Origin of the sequence: Aeromonas sp. 1HA1, from assembly GCF_029237385.1 — a bacterium.
GTDB classification, from domain to species: domain Bacteria; phylum Pseudomonadota; class Gammaproteobacteria; order Enterobacterales; family Aeromonadaceae; genus Aeromonas; species Aeromonas popoffii.
Map to the genome: position 1 here is coordinate 1 of NZ_JAACGC010000028.1, position 17,956 is coordinate 17,956.

General features: G+C 55.6%; 17 protein-coding genes and 1 other RNA gene. 2 read left to right on the forward strand and 16 right to left on the reverse strand.

Translation table 11 applies throughout. From position 1 onward, the window contains the following. Positions 1 to 215 precede the first annotated feature (215 nt). From GWQ22_RS10660 to GWQ22_RS10735, 16 genes are all read right to left on the reverse strand, one after another. The gene (locus GWQ22_RS10660) at positions 216 to 473 is read right to left on the reverse strand and encodes a hypothetical protein (RefSeq protein WP_275930277.1); all 258 of its coding nucleotides are present in this window, start codon (positions 471 to 473) and stop codon (positions 216 to 218) included. Positions 474 to 539: 66 nt separating this feature from the next. Then, positions 540 to 974 carry an XkdF-like putative serine protease domain-containing protein gene (locus GWQ22_RS10665; protein WP_275930278.1) on the reverse strand — a complete coding sequence of 145 codons (435 nt, stop codon included), beginning with the start codon at positions 972 to 974 and terminating at the stop codon, positions 540 to 542. Between the two features lie 11 nt (positions 975 to 985). Further along, entirely contained in the window at positions 986 to 1,771 is a 786-nt protein-coding gene (locus GWQ22_RS10670) for an HTH domain-containing protein (RefSeq protein ID WP_275930279.1), read from the reverse strand. Further along, a complete protein-coding gene (locus tag GWQ22_RS10675) occupies positions 1,749 to 1,913 on the reverse strand; it encodes a hypothetical protein (RefSeq protein WP_275930280.1) in 165 nt (54 codons plus the stop codon). Before GWQ22_RS10675 ends, GWQ22_RS10670 begins: the two co-directional genes overlap by 23 nt. A 2-nt stretch (positions 1,914 to 1,915) precedes the next feature. Then, positions 1,916 to 2,113 carry a hypothetical protein gene (locus GWQ22_RS10680; protein ID WP_275930281.1) on the reverse strand — a complete coding sequence of 66 codons (198 nt, stop codon included), beginning with the start codon at positions 2,111 to 2,113 and terminating at the stop codon, positions 1,916 to 1,918. A 1,282-nt stretch (positions 2,114 to 3,395) separates the two neighbouring features. After that, positions 3,396 to 3,749 carry a hypothetical protein gene (locus GWQ22_RS10685; RefSeq protein ID WP_275930282.1) on the reverse strand — a complete coding sequence of 118 codons (354 nt, stop codon included), beginning with the start codon at positions 3,747 to 3,749 and terminating at the stop codon, positions 3,396 to 3,398. A gap of 325 nt (positions 3,750 to 4,074) precedes the next feature. After that, complete coding sequence (locus tag GWQ22_RS10690) at positions 4,075 to 5,310, reverse strand: site-specific integrase (RefSeq protein WP_275930283.1); 1,236 nt, start codon at positions 5,308 to 5,310, stop codon at positions 4,075 to 4,077. A 113-nt stretch (positions 5,311 to 5,423) separates the two neighbouring features. Continuing rightward, positions 5,424 to 5,520: signal recognition particle sRNA small type (gene ffs, locus GWQ22_RS10695), an RNA gene on the reverse strand. Between the two features lie 101 nt (positions 5,521 to 5,621). Continuing rightward, positions 5,622 to 6,410, reverse strand: a complete 789-nt coding sequence (locus GWQ22_RS10700; protein WP_275930284.1) for a sulfite exporter TauE/SafE family protein — start codon at positions 6,408 to 6,410, stop codon at positions 5,622 to 5,624. A gap of 91 nt (positions 6,411 to 6,501) precedes the next feature. Continuing rightward, complete coding sequence (arcD, locus tag GWQ22_RS10705; RefSeq protein WP_275930285.1) at positions 6,502 to 7,938, reverse strand: arginine-ornithine antiporter; 1,437 nt, start codon at positions 7,936 to 7,938, stop codon at positions 6,502 to 6,504. Between the two features lie 388 nt (positions 7,939 to 8,326). Then, on the reverse strand, positions 8,327 to 9,088 hold the full coding sequence (locus GWQ22_RS10710; protein WP_275930286.1) for an SDR family oxidoreductase: 762 nt from the start codon (positions 9,086 to 9,088) through the stop codon (positions 8,327 to 8,329). Between the two features lie 65 nt (positions 9,089 to 9,153). Next, a complete protein-coding gene (gene mmsB / locus GWQ22_RS10715; RefSeq protein WP_275930287.1) occupies positions 9,154 to 10,074 on the reverse strand; it encodes a 3-hydroxyisobutyrate dehydrogenase in 921 nt (306 codons plus the stop codon). A gap of 77 nt (positions 10,075 to 10,151) precedes the next feature. Beyond that, complete coding sequence (locus GWQ22_RS10720; RefSeq protein ID WP_275930288.1) at positions 10,152 to 11,264, reverse strand: enoyl-CoA hydratase/isomerase family protein; 1,113 nt, start codon at positions 11,262 to 11,264, stop codon at positions 10,152 to 10,154. Beyond that, positions 11,261 to 12,061 carry an enoyl-CoA hydratase gene (locus GWQ22_RS10725; protein WP_275930289.1) on the reverse strand — a complete coding sequence of 267 codons (801 nt, stop codon included), beginning with the start codon at positions 12,059 to 12,061 and terminating at the stop codon, positions 11,261 to 11,263. The genes GWQ22_RS10720 and GWQ22_RS10725 overlap by 4 nt, the downstream gene beginning before the upstream one ends. Before the next feature lie 105 nt (positions 12,062 to 12,166). Continuing rightward, the gene (locus GWQ22_RS10730) at positions 12,167 to 13,324 is read right to left on the reverse strand and encodes an acyl-CoA dehydrogenase family protein (protein ID WP_042037435.1); all 1,158 of its coding nucleotides are present in this window, start codon (positions 13,322 to 13,324) and stop codon (positions 12,167 to 12,169) included. A 111-nt stretch (positions 13,325 to 13,435) separates the two neighbouring features. Next, positions 13,436 to 14,947, reverse strand: coding sequence for a CoA-acylating methylmalonate-semialdehyde dehydrogenase (locus GWQ22_RS10735; RefSeq protein ID WP_275930290.1), 1,512 nt, complete (start codon positions 14,945 to 14,947; stop codon positions 13,436 to 13,438). A gap of 253 nt (positions 14,948 to 15,200) precedes the next feature. On the opposite strand from GWQ22_RS10735, the gene GWQ22_RS10740 reads away from it, so the two are divergent. Then, positions 15,201 to 16,349 (forward strand): isovaleryl-CoA dehydrogenase, encoded by a 1,149-nt coding sequence (locus GWQ22_RS10740; RefSeq protein WP_275930291.1) that lies wholly within the window; start codon positions 15,201 to 15,203, stop codon positions 16,347 to 16,349. Beyond that, the gene (locus tag GWQ22_RS10745) at positions 16,346 to 17,947 is read left to right on the forward strand and encodes a carboxyl transferase domain-containing protein (RefSeq protein ID WP_275930292.1); all 1,602 of its coding nucleotides are present in this window, start codon (positions 16,346 to 16,348) and stop codon (positions 17,945 to 17,947) included. The genes GWQ22_RS10740 and GWQ22_RS10745 overlap by 4 nt, the downstream gene beginning before the upstream one ends. The last annotated feature ends 9 nt before the right edge of the window (positions 17,948 to 17,956 follow it).

Consider the following 17,956-nt stretch of genomic DNA (forward strand, 5'->3'; position numbering starts at 1 on the left):
GATCTGGCGCTGCCAAAAATCAACGCGTTCTTGAGTGGTCATAGCGGAAATCCCAACGTAGATACGATGGGTTTCAGTGTGCCGAGGTGATCTCAGTAAAAACAGGTGCTGATTCAGGGGCGCTTACTGGAATACCACAAGAATTGTAATTTAAGCGATTTAGAGAGGTTCTGAAGGGGCTTTATAAAATATTAAAGAATGGATAACTAAATAATTTATTGTTGTGAAATTTCCATTTTAAAAACGCTATCCCGTAGAGCGGTTGTTAGTTCTTGGCATTCACCATTAGTACACTGATCGATAAATGCCGCAGTAGTCAACACAATATGATCTCGGCCCTTGCTAAACTCAATCAGATATTCAAGCTGTTCTAAAAGGTTGTATTTGTGCTCTGAACGTTTTTCAGCGTCATTTTCGTTTAATGTCATTGCGATCTGGTGGCCCATATTTTTCAGCATTTCTTCATATTTCATTTTTGTTCCTCTTTTTTAGTTAGAAAATAGAATATTCTAGTGCGCTTGAATTGTTTCTTCATTTGATTAATCCGGTGAGAAAGTCACACCTGTAATTTCGCCAGTTTCTGGATTCACAACACCTCTACAGCCGATGCTAACACCTTGAATCTTGCCTGCCTTCTTTTCAATCCACAATTCAGGAGAATATCGAAGTTCAACAAGCCATACGCCTTCTTTCACTTCCTCGCCTGTGGGGCTCACCATATCAATTTCGTTAATCCACGATTTGATAATTTCAAATTTGTTTGTATTCGATATGTGATAAAGATTTGCAGAGATTTTACCGGCTGCTAAATTAGAATTGAAGTCTGCACACGCTGCAACCACAGTTGCCTTGCTCATATATTGGTTGTGGTGGTCACGTTCCTCGGGGACATACACAACTTCTACGCTAACTCTTTCTTCTTGTGTTTCTTGCTTTGCTGATTTTAAAATCAATTCTTTAAAATTGTTAATCATTATTCCTCTATTTAAAACGGTACATTGTTAAAACAGTCGCTATCTGTGCAGTACCACGCGCCACCAACCCTCTTCTGATAACATTTAGCACATAGTCTACCGTCTTCGTCATAGTGAGAGTGTTTTACGGATTTTATGGGTTTGGGCTGGGTGTTAATTGAGCCGTAAGGCTCGGCACCTCTGGTGCTATTGTAATCCTCGAATGCTGAATCATGAGACACACCGCAATCACCAAGAAATGAGTCAGGTAAGTCGTCTTGTTTTATTTCTTGTCTCACACCAACAATTTTAGTTTGCTCATCTCGACATCCTTGTGCATTTGCATTATTTTCAACTTCAGCTTTATTTCCAGATTCATAAACCCAACCTTTATTGTTTTGTTTTTCTGCTCTGTATTCTTTGCGGTTCTCCATGAACTGATCAACTTTGATTTCTACGTTTGTTGATTCGACATCTGAGAATTTACTCACATCATATTCATTAGAAAAACCAACACCACCGCTTTTAATAACTATGAGGCCCATTTTCTCAAGAGTTTTTAGACTGGTTTCGATGGTGCCCTTACTAACACCAAGCTCTTGCTGTAATTCACGGACGGAGCTATTAACCTTGGTTACTTTCTTGTTGTTGGGGTCATCTTTGGATACTTGCCATCCAAGTAGATAGCTATATAACAGCTTATCTATTGCTTTGAATTGGAATCCGTTTACTGTCTTTGCGCGGCGGACTGAATCCCAAACTGTGGTAAAATTTTCTACTTGTTTTTCATTGTTATTATTGTTTGCTTTGTTGCTCATGTTGTTCCTCAGTTATTACAGTTTTTAGGTTTTGATTGTTCATTGCATCAGCAATGAGTTTTATAATAAATGTTTGTTGGGAGTCGCCTTGACGATTATCATTTACGAATTTAAAAATCTCATGCGGCAAATGAAGTTGCATGTTTATTCCTCTTTTGATTGAAATTTGTATTGTTTTTTCGGTTTAAGCTTTTGAAGTTCCTCAACAACACTTGCCCAGAAATCAAAGGACTCTTCGCTCTTTGCTTTGTGGCAATATTGTTGTGCTCGCTGGATAGCCTTGCGAAGATCGTCATACTTTGCCACCATGGCGGCTGTTGCTTGTTCTACTGTTCTATACATGTTCCCTCTTATTTAGATAAAATAAAAATCTGCCGTTCAATTTGTAATTGAAAGCATAAGTTTTAGTGAATGTGTCGTGACTAAATAGCCAAATGGCATACAAACAAGATTAGATTTTAATTTCCTTTCTCGACTGTATAATTATAGTTTACCATAATAAATTAAAAAATTCAAGCATTTTTGAAAATATTTTTTACCTACTCAGTATAACACAGGTAAAATTTCAATGTCAAACACAAATCAAACCTTCTATATACAACCAATAGCACCAGATGTGCCAGAGCCGTAAGGCTCAATTAACCCACCAAACACCTCCTGTAACGCTCTATACGAGCTTCTGAGCCTTTCAGGCTGTCAGTGTATTCACCAACACAATATAATCGCTCACAGAGCGTCCTATGACGCTATACGTTGAACCACAACTATATATTTATGTATCTATTAGCTACGCTTAACCACAATAGTTAATTAATTGGGCCTAAAACAGCCCTATTTTCAATTGCACACCAATACACATACAAACACACTCTGAACACAATAGAATTGATTCTAGGTGCCATAGAGGCAGCCACAATTGATTTATCACACCAACAACAATAGCTATCGCTTATCACACAACACATATATATTATCTATAACACACATTCTATTTTTTATTTGTTTGTCACTATAAATCTTGATGAATAGACAACATGTGTTTTTATGTTGGTTATGAATTTAGATTTATCTATAGGCACAGTGTCATTGTGTTTGACACGAAGCATATAGGTAGACTGTCGTAATAAGTGAGCATAGCGAATGTTTATGACTGTCTATTAATCTATATAAACACATATAATAATATTAGACACAACACAATCATTCATGTTCATTCATTTTTAGTGTTGGTCTTTAAACACATACAGTTAATGAACGAATGTGAATGGGCTGTTTGTGTTCATAGTTTTATATATACATATGTTATATTAATAACCAATACATAAATTTCATATTCATTCAATTTATATACTGGTTGTGTTAAGGGCGAGCCCTAATTTAAAGAATAGTTTTATATATTCTTATCTATTCTAATATAATATTATAAGTCCCAGTTTCTAGGACACCCCCTCCCTAATTATTAGGACACCCTGTCCTAAACTCTAGGACACCCCTACCCAGAAATTAGGACACCTACTGTCCCAGTTTCTAGGACACCCTATTTATTATAAGGGGCATAGTCAGCCCCTTTTTTTTGTTTGTGTTGGAAGATAGGCGACCATTGAGATCGCCCTATTGCTAAACATTAATCCAGAGGTCTATCCAATATTAACGATTCATTTTCGTATGAAATTGAAAAAGGCTCTCCATACATACCTTTAAAAGTTATTTTTCCAATGTCATGTTCAGTGAAACAATTCATTATTTTAATTTGTTCTATATTATCTTGTCTAATCCTTCGCTGTTTTTCATTTTTTCTAGATATCTCATTCCCCCTTTCCACTCCATTAATCCCAACCATATCAACCTTTACACTCCAACCTTCTAGTTCAGAAACGTGGTTAAACAGTGTTCTTGAGAGGTCATGGGCAAAAACATTATCATATTCTTTTAGAAACTCCCCATTGGCTCTATATATTTCAATTTTATTTGTTGGCATCTATTACCTCTTATGTTGTGTTCCCTATTCCACATGAAATAGGGAGCCCCGAAGGACTCCAAGAGACTAATATATAATTGTGTTGTATGTCAATGACACAGACCACATGATTAAACATGAATCTAATTTCTATCTGTATTGATATATTTTGCACACTGCTTTTTAGGTTTATGTGTTCTGGTGATGATATCACCCCGTGCATTCTCATACGTACAGACAGCTTGATTGTTGATCACCTCTTGTTTTATGAGCCTGTATTGTGAATATGCAGAGGCAAAGGCTACAGAACAGAATGTGAGAGATAACAACAAAAGTAATTTTGTGTTCATAGTGCAATCTCCAAAGCTTCTTTGAGTTTGTCTAATGGAACATCACCACCATAGCGATCATAACTGATGGCCTTGTTTGTGTGACCCAGAATGGCAGCGGCATACTGCAAGGGAATACCCGCAGCTTTTAGCTTGCTTGCTACTGTGTGGCGTAGGCTGTGGAAGTCTTTGTTAACTGGACGATTGCGACTAAACCACTGTCCAAACAGATGGCTATAGCAGTTGTTCCGATAGGGCAGCTCCTTGAACAACCTATCCCCTTTCCGACTTGCTACAAAGTCCAGGAATCCAGCCCCTAACAATTTGCTATGGATTGGGACAAGCCGTTGGCTGGCTTCTGTCTTGAGGCTCTGATCATCACGTGTAGCTCTGATGTTGAAGCACCAGGCACCATTAACTTGCTCTATATTGTCGCTGTAGAGCTGGCAGGCTTCGTTAGAACGCAATCCGTGATACCGCCCTATCATGGCAATGAACATGCGCCACGGCTCTTGCTCCTTGGCCCACGAATCGAACAGTTTCAACTCTGGATCTGTGTAGCCGGATCTGACGTTGACCTCTTTGACCCGCTTGAGCTTCAGGCCCTTGAATATGTCCGTTGTTTGCTCGGTGTGATCTGATAGCCAACTAAACAACAAACTCAGTTTTTGAATGTATTTATTGATGGTGGTCGGTGACTTGCCAGAACCCAGCAGCCAAGTTTTGAACGAGACAGCATCAGCCTTTGTGTACTCAGACAGAGACTTATCACCAACGTGTTCAATAAAGGTGTTGATGTAGTTTTGTTGGTTCTTGGTCTCTTTAGGAGCCCATGACAATTGCTTTTCAGCAATGTATGACTCGACGTGACCGGAAAACTTGTCTTCTTGGTCTGGTTGAATTTGATTGTGTTCGGAAGGTACAGCGGGGGATTCGACCCCAGAGGGGCATACAGCTTCGCTGCTGGTGCTTGTAGGGATGTGAACGTGCCCGTTTAGCGGGGGATGTTGTGTCGTTGAGGCTTCAGCTTCAAACCCAACGGGTTTAGACATGACATCACGGCAAGCAGCATCGGAGATGCATACAGCTTGCTGCACATCAGGGCTGGAATGATTGAAGTGAATTTGAAGTGCCAAGAGCTGGGCTTGTGCCTTGTCTCTTGTTTTGAGGGATTTACGGAAGGTCTGACGACGACCATTGCACATGGTCACTCGTTGGTAGTAGTAAATGCCGTTTCTATTCAGTAAGTACATGGCACCTCCTATGAGGATTGTGTGCCAGTTTGTGTGACAGTGATACACAAACAGCTTGCCTTCAACAAGCTAAGTTACTGATCTTAAACGGGAATTGCAGAAAAAGGTGGTGGCCCCACCAGCCGCATCCCGGCACTCGAGTCCCCCGCCTTGGCTGCTACCTTCCGGTCCTGACCAGGTTGACGAGTTATCAATGCGAGAGGACCAATGGGGCCACCGGCGACGAGAATAGCAAAGTCCCGTTTCATTGCAATGGCTTTCTACCGAGGGACGAACCGTTTGCCTTATTTTTCAACAATCTGCCGAATGAATCAGCTAAACAGCATAAACTTGGCCCCCACCAGCAACATCAGCAGGGCAAACGCCTGCTTGAGCCGTTGCGGGGAAAGTCTATGGGCAAGCCTTGCCCCCACACGGGCAAACTGGGTGCTGGTGAGCACTATGCCGAGTAAGGCGGGCAGGTAGATGAAACCCAGGCTCCATTCTGGCAGCTCGGCATTGCCCCAGCCGGCATAGAGGTAACTGAAGCTGCCCGCCAGGGCGATGGGCATGCTGCAGGCAGCAGAGGCCGCTACGGCGCTGCGTATCGGCACGCTGTTCCAGCTGAGATAGGGCACGGTGAGCGAGCCACCGCCGATGCCAAATAACGCCGACATCCAGCCGATAACGGTGCCCGCGATGCCGGTGCCGACAGGACCCGGCAGGTGCCGCTCCGCCTTGGGCTTGAGGTTGAGCCCCATCTGCAGCGCCATGGTCCAGGCGAAGCAGCCGATGATGATGTTGAGGGTGCTGGCGCTGAGCAGGTTGGCTGTCATGCCGCCAAGCCAGGCGCCGATCAGCATGCCGGCCCCCAAGCGGCGGATCACCACCCAGTCGACCACACCGGCCTCCTGATGTGCCCGCAATGAGCTGAAACCGGTGAAGATCATGGTGGGCAGCGAGGTACCCAGTGCCAGATGGGTAATGATATCGGGGGGGACCCCCTGAGCGTGAAAACTGAGTACCAGCACGGGCACTATGATGAGACCGCCGCCGATCCCGAACAGCCCCGCCAGCATGCCCGCGAAAGCACCCAGCAGCAGATAACCCATAAACAGCATAACAATTCCTTCCGAGGCGGCGCCTGACCATCCAGGCCAGAACGCGCATAAAAAAAGAGATGGCCCTTGGGCCATCTCTTCATTGTGCCGGTTAACTCAAGGGAATGGTACCGTCCATGACCTTGTAGAAGGCCAGTACGGCGCACCCGAGCAGGGCCGCCGTCATCCCCTGCTCCAACCGGTTGAGGCCGCGCAGCCCGTGGTGCTGACGCGCCTTCCAGTAGATGAAGATGCCGGGGCTGTAGAGCAACGCCACCAGCAGCAGATACTCGACACCGGCGGCATAGACCAGCCAGCAGCCATAGAGAGTGGCCATCAGTGCCAGCAGCAGGTCACGCTTGCGCTGATGGGGCTGGCCCTCGTAGGTCTCCCCTTTCAGCGCCAGCTTGAGGCCATAGGCACCAGAGAAGACATAGGGCACCAGTGCCGCCGAGGTGGCAATGTTGACCAGCGCCAGATAGGTGCTGCTCTGGAAGTAGATGATGATGAGGAAGGTCTGCACCAGGCAGGTGGAGCACCAGAGCGAGACCTTGGGCGAGCCGTTCTTGTTCTCCTTGGCAAACCAGCCAGGGAAGACCCCTGTCTTGCCCGCTATGTAGGGCACTTCCGCCGCCAGCACAGTCCAGCTCAGCAGGGCCCCCATCACCGAGATCACCAGACCTATGTTGATGAGCCAGGCGCCCCAGGGGCCCACGACGGCTTCCAGGATCATGGCGGTGGACGGATTCTTGAGGGCGGCCAATTGTGGCTGACTCATGACCCCCAGAGAAAACAGGGTCACCATGACGTAGAGTGCCAGCGCACCGAGCAGTGCCAGCACAGTGGCACGACCCACATCCTTGCGATGGCGGGCACGGGCGGAGACCACCACGGCCCCTTCGATACCAATGAAGACCCAGAGCGTCACCTTCATGGTGGACTTGACCTGATCCATCACAGATCCCAGCTCCACGTTGTCCTGGCCCCAGATATCCAGGGTGAAGGTATCCATGTTGAAGGCGAGCAGGATGGCCACACAGAACACAATGAGCGGCACCATCTTGGCGATGGTGGTGACTATGTTCACCAGGGCCGCCACCTGGATCCCGCGCAGCACCAGGGCGTGCACGGACCAGATGAGGATGGAGGCGAGCGTGATGGCCACGGGGGTGTTGCCGTCGCCGAAGATGACATTGTCCGGGGTATCGAAGAAGTAGCTCAGGGCGCTGAACACGACGATAGCGTAGGAAACGTTAGCCAGCAGCTGGCAGAGCCAGTAACCCCAGGCGGCGTTGAAGCCGATGAAATCGCCAAAACCGGCCTTGGCATAACTGAATATACCGCCATCGAGATCCGGGCGGCGCATGGAGAGATTCTGGTAAACCAGCGCGAGACAGATCATGCCAAGACCTGTGATGGCCCACCCCAGGGCGACGGCCCCGGCGCTGGCATGAGCGGCAATATTTTGTGGCAGACTGAAGACCCCGGCGCCGACCATAGAGCCGATCACCAGCGAGATGAGGGCGCCGAGCCCTAGTTTCTTGTCCATCTCAATCCTGTTTGATTAAGCGGCGGCTGAGCATCCGTATTCATACAGCGCGCAATATGGGAGGGGCGAAAAATCCGTACCCCGTGAAAAAGGCGGCAACTATATTGCATGACTATTCCGACCGCAATCCCTCGTACCGTCAATCATGCGCCGTCTTGACCGCGCGCAATTCTACAGCACTGACTTCAAGCGCCTGTGAGCTGGCTCAAATTAAGAAAGACCCGTTGATATTTCACATTTCCCCATGACTTCGCCCCCGTTTTTCCAGATCGGCCCTGCATGAGCAGGCAGCTTGTCGTCAGGGCGTGCAGCCAGCTTGCTGACAAAGGATTCAATAAAAATGCCCCTGTGCCAGAGGCCAGGGGCATCTTCTTCACCACCGATAAACTCAGAGCCGCAAGCCGCCATCGAGCGCTATCATGCGCCCGGACAGATAGTCATTGGCGAGAATAAAATGCACGGTTTCAGCCAGCTGGTGCGCCTCCCCCATGCTGCCAACCGGGATGGCCTGCTGCATTCTGGCCATCGCCTCCGGTTTCATCGCCGCCGTCATGTCGGTGGCAAAAACCCCGGGGGCTATGCCCATCACTCGAATGCCATGGCGAGCCAGCTCCCGCGCCCAGGTGACCACCAGGGAGGCCACTCCCGCCTTGCTGGCGGCATAGTTGCTCTGGCCTATGTTGCCTGCACGGGCAATGGAGGAGATGTTGACTATCACGCCGCCCTGCCCGCCCTTGGCCATCAGGGCTGCCCCTTCCCGACCACAGAGGAAAGTGCCGGTCAGGTTGACATCGATGACAGCCTGCCACTGGGCCAGACTCATCTTCTCCACCAGCTCTCCCTCTTTCACCTTGATCAGCATGCCGTCCCGCAGGATCCCGGCGCAGTTGATGAGACCATGCAGGCCACCCAATTGTTCTTTGATCGCAGCAAAGGTCGTCTCCACTTCGGCTTCACTCGCCACGTTGCAGACGAACAGGGCGCACTGGCCATCACGACTGCGCAGCTCCGCTTCGGTCACCTCCAGATCGGTGCGATTCACATCGATCAACGCCAGTATGGCGCCCTGCTCCGCGAGCCTCAGGGCGATGGCACGGCCAAGCCCCCGCCCCGCCCCCGTGACGGCGATGACCTTCTGCTTGATATCCATGGGTACTCCTTGTTGTTAACTGCGTTGCAGCCCGCTTGATGAGGTGATGCGCACACTACCGCAGACTAACCGGCCTGTGACGGGTCCGGCGTTTTATCCAGATAGAGCTCAACGATGCTGGAAAAATCCTTGTGCTCCTGGCCCTGCGTCGCGTGCAGGTTGAACAAGTTACGAGCCAGCGCCCCCATGGGCACGGCGCTATGGGCATGTTCGGCCAGCGCCATCGCCAATCCCAGATCTTTGACCATCAGCCGGGTCATAAAGCCCCCCTGATAGTGGCGGGCGGCGGGCACGTTCTCCATCACACCAGGCCAGGGGTTGTAACGCTCCAGGCTCCAGTTGTTGCCCGAGCTCTTGCCCATGATGGTGGAGAGGACGCCCGGGTCCAGTCCCTCCTTCACCCCGAGCGCCAGCGCCTCGGCGGTGCCCGCCATGTGGATGGCAAGCAGCATGTTGTTGCACATCTTGGCGATCTGACCCGCCCCGAGCGCCCCGGCATGAAACAGATTCTGCCCCATGTGAGCCAGAATAGGCCTGGCCGCCTCGAAATCCGCCAGTTCACCACCGACGATGAAAGTGAGGGTCCCCGCGCTCGCCCCCACCACCCCGCCCGAGACGGGCGCATCGATGAAGCGAATGCCGTGCGCCCTGGCCACCTCCCCGACCTGGCGAGCCGAGGCCACGTCGATGGTGGAGCAGTCGATCACCAGAGCCCCCGCAGGCAAGGCCCCCAGCAGATCCTGTCCACCATTGCCGCCAAGCCAAAGCGCCCGAACATGCTCACCGGCGGGCAGCATGCTGATGACCACCTCACAATCGGCGATCGCCTCGCGGGCATCTCCTGCGGCGATACAACCCGCGGCGATCGCCTTGGCAACACTCTCCGGCATCAAGTCAAACACCTGAACCCCATGCCCCGCCCTGGCCAGGTTGGCGGCCATGGGCCCACCCATGTTGCCCAGCCCGATAAACCCTATCCGTGTCATCTTGTCTGCTCCTTGCCGTGCTGGTTATCCAGCAACCTGTGTCTATTCATCCACCCTGGCGCCTGACGCTCTCAGGCTCAAGGCGTCAGGGGGTTTTTCCCTTCGGGCCAGCGATAGAAGGCATCCAGCCAGTCAGTGCCGGGCGGTGGCGCCTGCCAGCGAGGTGATTTGTCCTTGTCGATGAGCAGCGCACGCACCCCTTCTACAAAATCCCCCCTCAGCACGCAGTTGACCGAGAGCGCCAGCTCATCGGCAAACACCTCGGTCAGTGACTGGCGGCGCGCCTGCCAGTACTGGCGCCACAGGATGGCGCGGCTGATGGGGCTGCCGCCGCGACAGATGTCGCGGGCCTGCGCCAGGCTCCCTTCGCCCAGGTCGGGCTCGAAGAGAGCATCGTACAACCGATCCAGTACCCCTTGCAGGGTGCGCCCAGCCAGCAGGGCATCGATCTTGGCCTGATGGGGCAAGATCACAGGGGCTGGCAGCAGTTGGTCTGCCTCTGCCTGCAAGCCGCTCAGCAACTGTGCGATCTGCTCGCGCGGCGCGACCTTTCCCCCCCACCCCAATTCGGCCAGCCGCGGCAGCAAGTCAGCCCGCTCGCGGCTGGCCATGGCGTGATCCGCCAGTCCCAGGCCGATGGCATCCGCGCCGTTGAAACGCGCACCAGTGAGCCCGAGCCAGAGTCCGAGTCGTCCCGGCATCCGGCTTAAAAACCAGCTGGCCCCTACATCGGGATAGAGACCGATAGTCACCTCTGGCATGGCGAACAGGCTCCTCTCGGTCACCACCCGAAAATCGGCGCCGGCGAACAGGCCTATGCCGCCCCCCATGCAGATGCCATCCGCCACGCAGATGAGGGGCTTGGCATAGCGGTGAATATGGTGATCGAGCCGATACTCCTGCTCAAAAAAATCCCGTGCATATCCAAACAGCGCCTGCTCGCTCTCCTCCTGTTTGCGGTAATAGAAGGAACGGATGTCACCGCCGGCGCAAAACGCCTTCTCGCCAGCTCCTTGCAATACCACGCAAACCACACCGGGATCCTGCTCCCACTGCGTGAGCGCACGCTGCAGAGCCTGGATCATCGGCAGACTCAGGGCGTTGAGGGAGGCAGGACTGTCCAGGGTCAACACGCCGATATGATGGCCGTCCGCCGTGGGGTGGGTGGCTACACGTACCGCGTCATTCATGAATCCTCCCCCTGCTTTGCAGATACCGCGTATTGCCAGCACGGGGGCCGCTTCTCCAGGAAGGCCGCCACCCCTTCACGCTGATTGGCGTCCTCAAACAGCTTGAGGAACATATGACGCTCCAGCGGCAAGGCACCATCACGAGGGCCACAGCGCCCCTGATTGATAAGGCGCTTGCAGGCATGCAGGGCGCTCGGGCTCTGGCGCTCCACCAGCTGGGCCATCTGGTGCGCCGCGTCCCAGGCGTGCCCCGTTTTCACCACCTCCTCCACCAGCCTCATCTCGTAGGCCAACGTGGCATTGACCTTCTCGCCACAGAGGATCATCCGCTTTGCCCAACCTGGCCCCACCAGCTCGGTGAGGCGCTGGGTGCCACCGGCGCAGGGCAACAAGCCCACAGAGGCCTCCGGCAGTCCCAGCATGGCCTGCTGTTCGGCGATGCGGATATCGCAGGCCAACGCCACCTCCAGCCCGCCCCCCATGGCATAACCATTGATGGCAGCTATGCTGACGCCGTGGAAATCGGCCAGTGCCTGGAAGGCGCGGCCAAAGGCCTCGGCCACCTCACGTGCATGATCCAGATCGCCATCGGCAAACATCTTGAGATCGGCGCCGGCGCAGAAGAACTTGTCCCCCGCCCCGCGGATCACCAGCGCCACCACATCGGGGCGGCTCTCGAGCTCCACCATCATCTGCAAGAAGGCCTGCAAGCTGGCCAGGGTCCAGGTGTTGGCGGGCGGATGGTCGAAGGTGATGTAAGCCACGTGACCGTGATATTCGAGCCTGATCCTTGTCATTGCATTGTCCTTGTAAATGAGACTGCCCCATGATGACAGGGTTGAATGGAGCCAACATTCGACTGACTCACAAAGCCTGACGACGGTTCAGGGGCAAATAATGTGTTAAGCCAGCGACAGACCGGGATCTGCCAGCAGGCGGCGGGCGATGATCAGCCGCATCACCTCGTTGGTGCCTTCCAGGATGCGGTGGACCCGGGTATCACGCAGGTAGCGCTCCAGCGGATACTCGCGGATATAACCATAGCCGCCAAAAAGTTGCAGAGCCTCGTCACAGACGCGATAACCTACATCGGTGGCAAAACGCTTGGCCATGGCGCACCAGGCACTCTTGTCCGGACTCCCCCTGTCCAGCTTGTCAGCGGCCTGACGTACCATCAGGCGAGCCGCCGCCAGCTCGGTGGCCATGTCGGCGAGGCGAAACTGCACGCTCTGAAATTCGCTGATAGGGTGGCCAAACTGCTGGCGTTGCTGCACATGGGCCAGCGCATCGTCCAGCGCCTGCTGGGCGGTACCCACAGAACAGGTGGCGATGTTGATGCGCCCGCCATCCAGCGCCTGCATGGCAAACTTGAACCCTTCCCCCTCCTGACCCAATCGATAGTTCGCGGGAATGCGCACCCCGTTGAAGGCCACTTCACGGGTGGGCTGACTGTTCCAGCCCATCTTCTCCTCCGCCTTGCCGTAGACAATCCCCTCACTGTCGGCGGGCACCATGAAGGCAGAGATCCCCTTGGCCCCGTCGCCCCCGGTGCGGGCCATCACCACCAGCACGTCCGTGCTGCCTGCCCCCGAAATGAACACCTTGCTGCCGTCGATGAGATAGGTCTCGCCGTCACGCACCGCACGGGTCTTGAGTGCCGCCGCATCTGAGCCCGCCCCCGGCTCGGTGAGACAATAAGAGCCCAGCAGCTCGCCGCTGGCGAGCCTGGGCACCCATTGCTCGGCGACATCGCCAGGCAGCCAGCTGCCCAGCATCCAGCTCACCATGTTGTGGATGGTGAGGTAGGCAGTGGTAGAGGTGCAGCCCATGGCGAGGCGTTCGAAGATGAGGCTGGCATCGAGCCGGGGCAGGCCAAGCCCGCCATATTGTTCCGGGGTATAGAGGCCGCAAAAGCCGAGCGCCGCCGCCTGTTTGATGGTGGGAATGGGAAACTCGTGATCTCTGTCCCAACGGGCGGCATGGGGTTTGAGCGCCTCATTGGCAAAGGCGGTCGCCACCTCGACATAAGCCTGTTGATCCTCGGTCAGGGTAAAATCCATTTTGTCCGCTTCCTTGTGTCCTGTGTCTGTTGTCTGTCTGACCCACGCGCAACGCTGGTTGATAGTCAGGTTCGCGCCAGTCGGCATTGCCCAGTCCTGTCTCTTTCTCCCTTAACGCAGGCTAATGGTCATATTGGGGCCTGTGGGGATCTCCTCGTCGAACCAGCGTTCGGTCACCGTCTTGGTCTCGGTGTAGAAGCGCACCGCCTGCTTGCCGTAGGCGTGCAGATCCCCGTAGAAGGAGCCGCGCCAGCCGGTGAAGGAGAAAAATGGCAGCGGTACCGGAATGGGCACGTTGATCCCCACCTGACCCACAGCCACCTCGTGACGAAACTTGCGTGCCGCAGCGCCGCAGCCGGTGAAGATAGAGGTGCCGTTGCCGTAGGGGTTGGTGTTGATGAGGGTCAGCGCCTCGTCCAGATTGGCTACTTCCAGGCAGGCGAGCACAGGGCCGAAAATCTCTTCTTTATAAATTCGCATCTCTGGGGTCACACCGCGAAACAGGGTCGGCCCCACCCAGTTGCCCACCGGATAACCCGCCACATCACAGACGCGGCCATCGAGCAGGCATTCGGCCCCCTCCTTGATCCCCGCCTCGATGAGGCCCTCTACCCTGACTTTCGCCTCCGGGCTGATGAGGGGACCATAGGCCGCCTCGGGATCGTGCCAGACCCCTGGCCTCACCTTGGCAAACTCGGCGGCAAGCTCGGGGATCCACTCCCGGGCACTGCCAACGAACACAGCCACACTGATGGCCATGCAGCGTTGCCCGGCCGCGCCGACGCCTGCCCCCACCAGGTTGCTCAGCACCTGCCCCTTGTTGGCATCCGGCATGATCACCATGTGATTCTTGGCACCGACGAAACACTGGGCCCGCTTGAGGTGTTCAGTGGCGGTGCGATAGACGTGGGCACCGACCCGGGCAGAGCCGACGAAGCTGACCGCCTTCACATCCGGATGACACAACAGCGCATCCACCTGTTCGGCGCCGCCGTGTACAACGGAGAGGATGCCCTTGGGGGCCCCCGCCTCGGTGAACAGCTCGGCCAGCCGCATGGGGGTGAGCGGATCCTGCTCGGAAGGCTTGAGCACGAAGCCGTTGCCGCAGGCCACCGCCAGCGGGAACATCCACAGCGGTATCATGGCGGGAAAATTGAACGGCGTGATGCCGACACAGACCCCCAGCGGCTGCACCCAGGAGTGGCCATCGACCCGGCGCGCCACGTTACCCATGGTCTCCCCCATGGTCTGGCTGGCGATGCCGCAGGCCTGCTCCACCACCTCGATACCGCGCCACACATCTCCCTTGGCGTCCGCCAGATTCTTGCCGGTCTCCTGGGCCAGCAGGGAGGCCAGCTCATCGTGATGGGCTTTTAGCAGATGCTGGTAGTTGAACATGACCCGCGCCCGCTCGGGGGCTGGCACATCCCGCCACAGCAGATAGGCGTCGTGGGCACTGCGCACCGCGCGCTCCACCTCAGCCGGGGTAGCCCTCGGCACCCGCGCCAGCAGACTCTGCTCCGCCGGATTGGTCACCTCGATCCACGCCTCGCTCGTGGAGGCACAGGCCTCGCCACCGATATAAAGCGGCACATCGCCGTACTGGGTCTGATGGTTACTCATGCCCTGCTCTCCTTGCTGGCAGACTGCAATGGGTACTGGCTGGTCATGCCGCTCACTCCTTGAGTTCGGTTGATGGAGGGGAAACGAGCCGCCTTGCAGCCGCCACCCGACAAATTTACCTTAGACTAACAATCAATTTACGTTTACGCTAACGTAAACTTAACGCACAAATGGACTGACCAGTTTGGCCCCCTATTTCGGCTCGTCGGGGCAGTCAGACCGGTAAGCCCCCGTCATTCAAAGGAGAGCAAGGATGCACGTAGTGATGGATGAGACCCTTTGCGCCCTGACCGAGCAGGTCGAGGCCTTCTGCCAGAAAGTGATAGCGCCGCGCGCCGCCGAGATCGATCACAGCAACGCCTTCCCGCGCGATCTCTGGCCCCAAATGGGCGAGCTCGGGCTGCACGGTATCACGGTGGCGGAGGAGTATGACGGCGTGAGCCTCGGCTATCTGGCCCACGTGCTGGTGATGGAGCAGGTGAGCCGCGCCAGCGCCTCGGTCGGCCTCTCCTACGGCGCCCACTCCAACCTCTGCATCAACCAGATCCACCGCCACGGTACCCCTGATCAAAAGGCGCGCTATCTGCCCTCCCTCGTCAGTGGCCAGCACGTGGGGGCCCTCGCCATGAGTGAGCCGGAAGCCGGCTCCGACGTGGTCAGCATGCGCCTGACCGCCGCGCGCGAGGGGGAGCATTTCGTCCTGAACGGCAACAAAATGTGGATCACCAATGGCCCGGATGCCGATACCTTCGTCATCTATGCCAAGACGGATGCCCAGGCCGGGCCCAAGGGAATATCGGCTTTTATCGTAGAGGCGGGCACGCCCGGTTTTACCACGGCCCAGAAGCTCGACAAGCTCGGCATGCGCGGCTCCAGCACCTGCGAGCTGGTATTTGACCACTGCCGCATCCCGCAACAGAACCTGCTCGGCCCCCTGCACGGCGGGGTCAAGGTGCTGATGAGCGGGCTCGATTACGAGCGGGTGGTGCTGGCGGCGGGCCCCCTTGGCATCATGCAGGCCTGCATGGACGTGGTGCTGCCCTATGTGCGCGAGCGCAAGCAGTTCGGCCAGGCCATCGGCGAGTTCCAGCTGGTACAAGGCAAGCTCGCCGACATGTACACCCGCCTCGCCAGCAGCCGGGCGCTGGTCTATTCGGTGGCGAGCGCCTGCGATCTGGGCCGCACCAGCCGCAAGGATTGCGCCGCCGCCATCCTGTTTGCCGCAGAAAACGCCACCCAGATGGCGCTCGATGCCATCCAGCTGCTGGGGGGCAACGGCTACATCAACGAATACCCCACGGGTCGCCTGCTGCGGGACGCCAAGCTCTACGAGATAGGCGCAGGCACCTCGGAAATTCGCCGCTGGCTTATCGGCCGCGAGCTGATGGGAGAGAACGCATGAGTCGTATCCGCTCCCGCCTCGACACGGCGAGTCCCGAGTTTGCCGAGGGCCGCTCGGCCATGCAGGCACTGGTCGAGGATCTCAATGCCCGTCTCGACGAGATTGCCCAAGGCGGCGGCGAGGCCAACAACGCCCGCCATCAAGCCCGTGGCAAGCTGCTGCCCCGCGAGCGCATCAACCAGCTGCTGGACCCGGGCTCTCCCTTTCTCGAGCTGTCGGCGCTGGCCGCCTGGCAGGTCTATGACGAACCTGTGCCCGCCGCCGGTATCATCACGGGGCTGGGCCAGATTGCGGGCAGACTCTGCCTGCTGGTGGTGAACGATGCCACCGTCAAGGGGGGCACCTACTACCCGCTCACGGTGAAAAAACACCTGCGGGCCCAGGCCATCGCCGAGCGGCTGCGCCTGCCCTGCCTCTATCTGGTGGATTCCGGCGGCGCCTTCCTGCCCATGCAAGACGAGGTTTTTCCCGACCGGGAACACTTCGGTCGCATCTTCTACAACCAGGCCCGCATGTCGGCCCAGAACATCCCCCAGCTGGCGGTGGTGATGGGGCTTTGCACCGCAGGCGGTGCCTATGTACCCGCCATGGCTGACGAATCCATCATGGTCAAGGAACAGGCCACCATCTTTCTGGCGGGGCCGCCACTGGTCAAAGCAGCGACGGGCGAGGAGATCAGCGCCGAGGCCCTCGGCGGCGCCGAGGTGCACTGCGCTCACTCAGGCGTGGCGGATCACCTGGCCCGTGACGATGCCCATGCGCTGGCTATCGCCCGCACGTTGGTCAGCAACTTGGGAGAACACACCACGCAATCCACTCCAGCCTATGAAGCCCCCTGTTATCCGATAGAAGATCTCTACGGTCTGGTGGGGACCAGCCTCAAGCGCGCTTACGACGCCCGCGAGCTCATCGCCCGCCTGGTGGACGGCTCCGAGTTTGACGAATTCAAGGCACTGTTTGGCACCACGCTTGTCACCGGCTTCGCCCGGATCGAAGGCATGCAGGTGGGGATCCTCGCCAACAATGGCGTGCTGCACAGCGACAGCGCCCAGAAAGGCGCCCACTTTATCCAGCTCTGCAACAGGCGCGGGATCCCCCTGCTGTTCCTGCAAAACATCACCGGCTTTATGGTGGGCAGTACCGCAGAGCGGGAAGGCATCGCCAAACATGGCGCCAAGCTGGTCACCGCCGTGGCCTGCAGCCGGGTACCCAAGATAACGCTCATCGTCGGTGGCAGCTTTGGTGCCGGCAACTACGGCATGTGCGGCCGCGCCTATGAGCCCGACTTTCTGTTCAGCTGGCCCAACAGCCGCATCTCAGTGATGGGGGGGGAACAGGCCGCCAGCGTACTGGTGCAGGTGCGCCGCGACAAGCTGGCCGCCGAGGGCAAGCCGTTGAGCGAGCAGGAGGCGGAGGCCATCCGCGCGCCCGTGATCGCCCAGTATGAACGGCAGGGTCACCCCTACTACGCCAGCGCCCGGCTGTGGGATGATGGCGTCATCGATCCAGCCCAGAGCCGCACCGTACTGGCGCTGGCACTGGCCGCTTGTCAGGGGGCCGAGACAGGCCCGGAACAATACGGCATCTTCCGGATGTAAAGGAGCTCG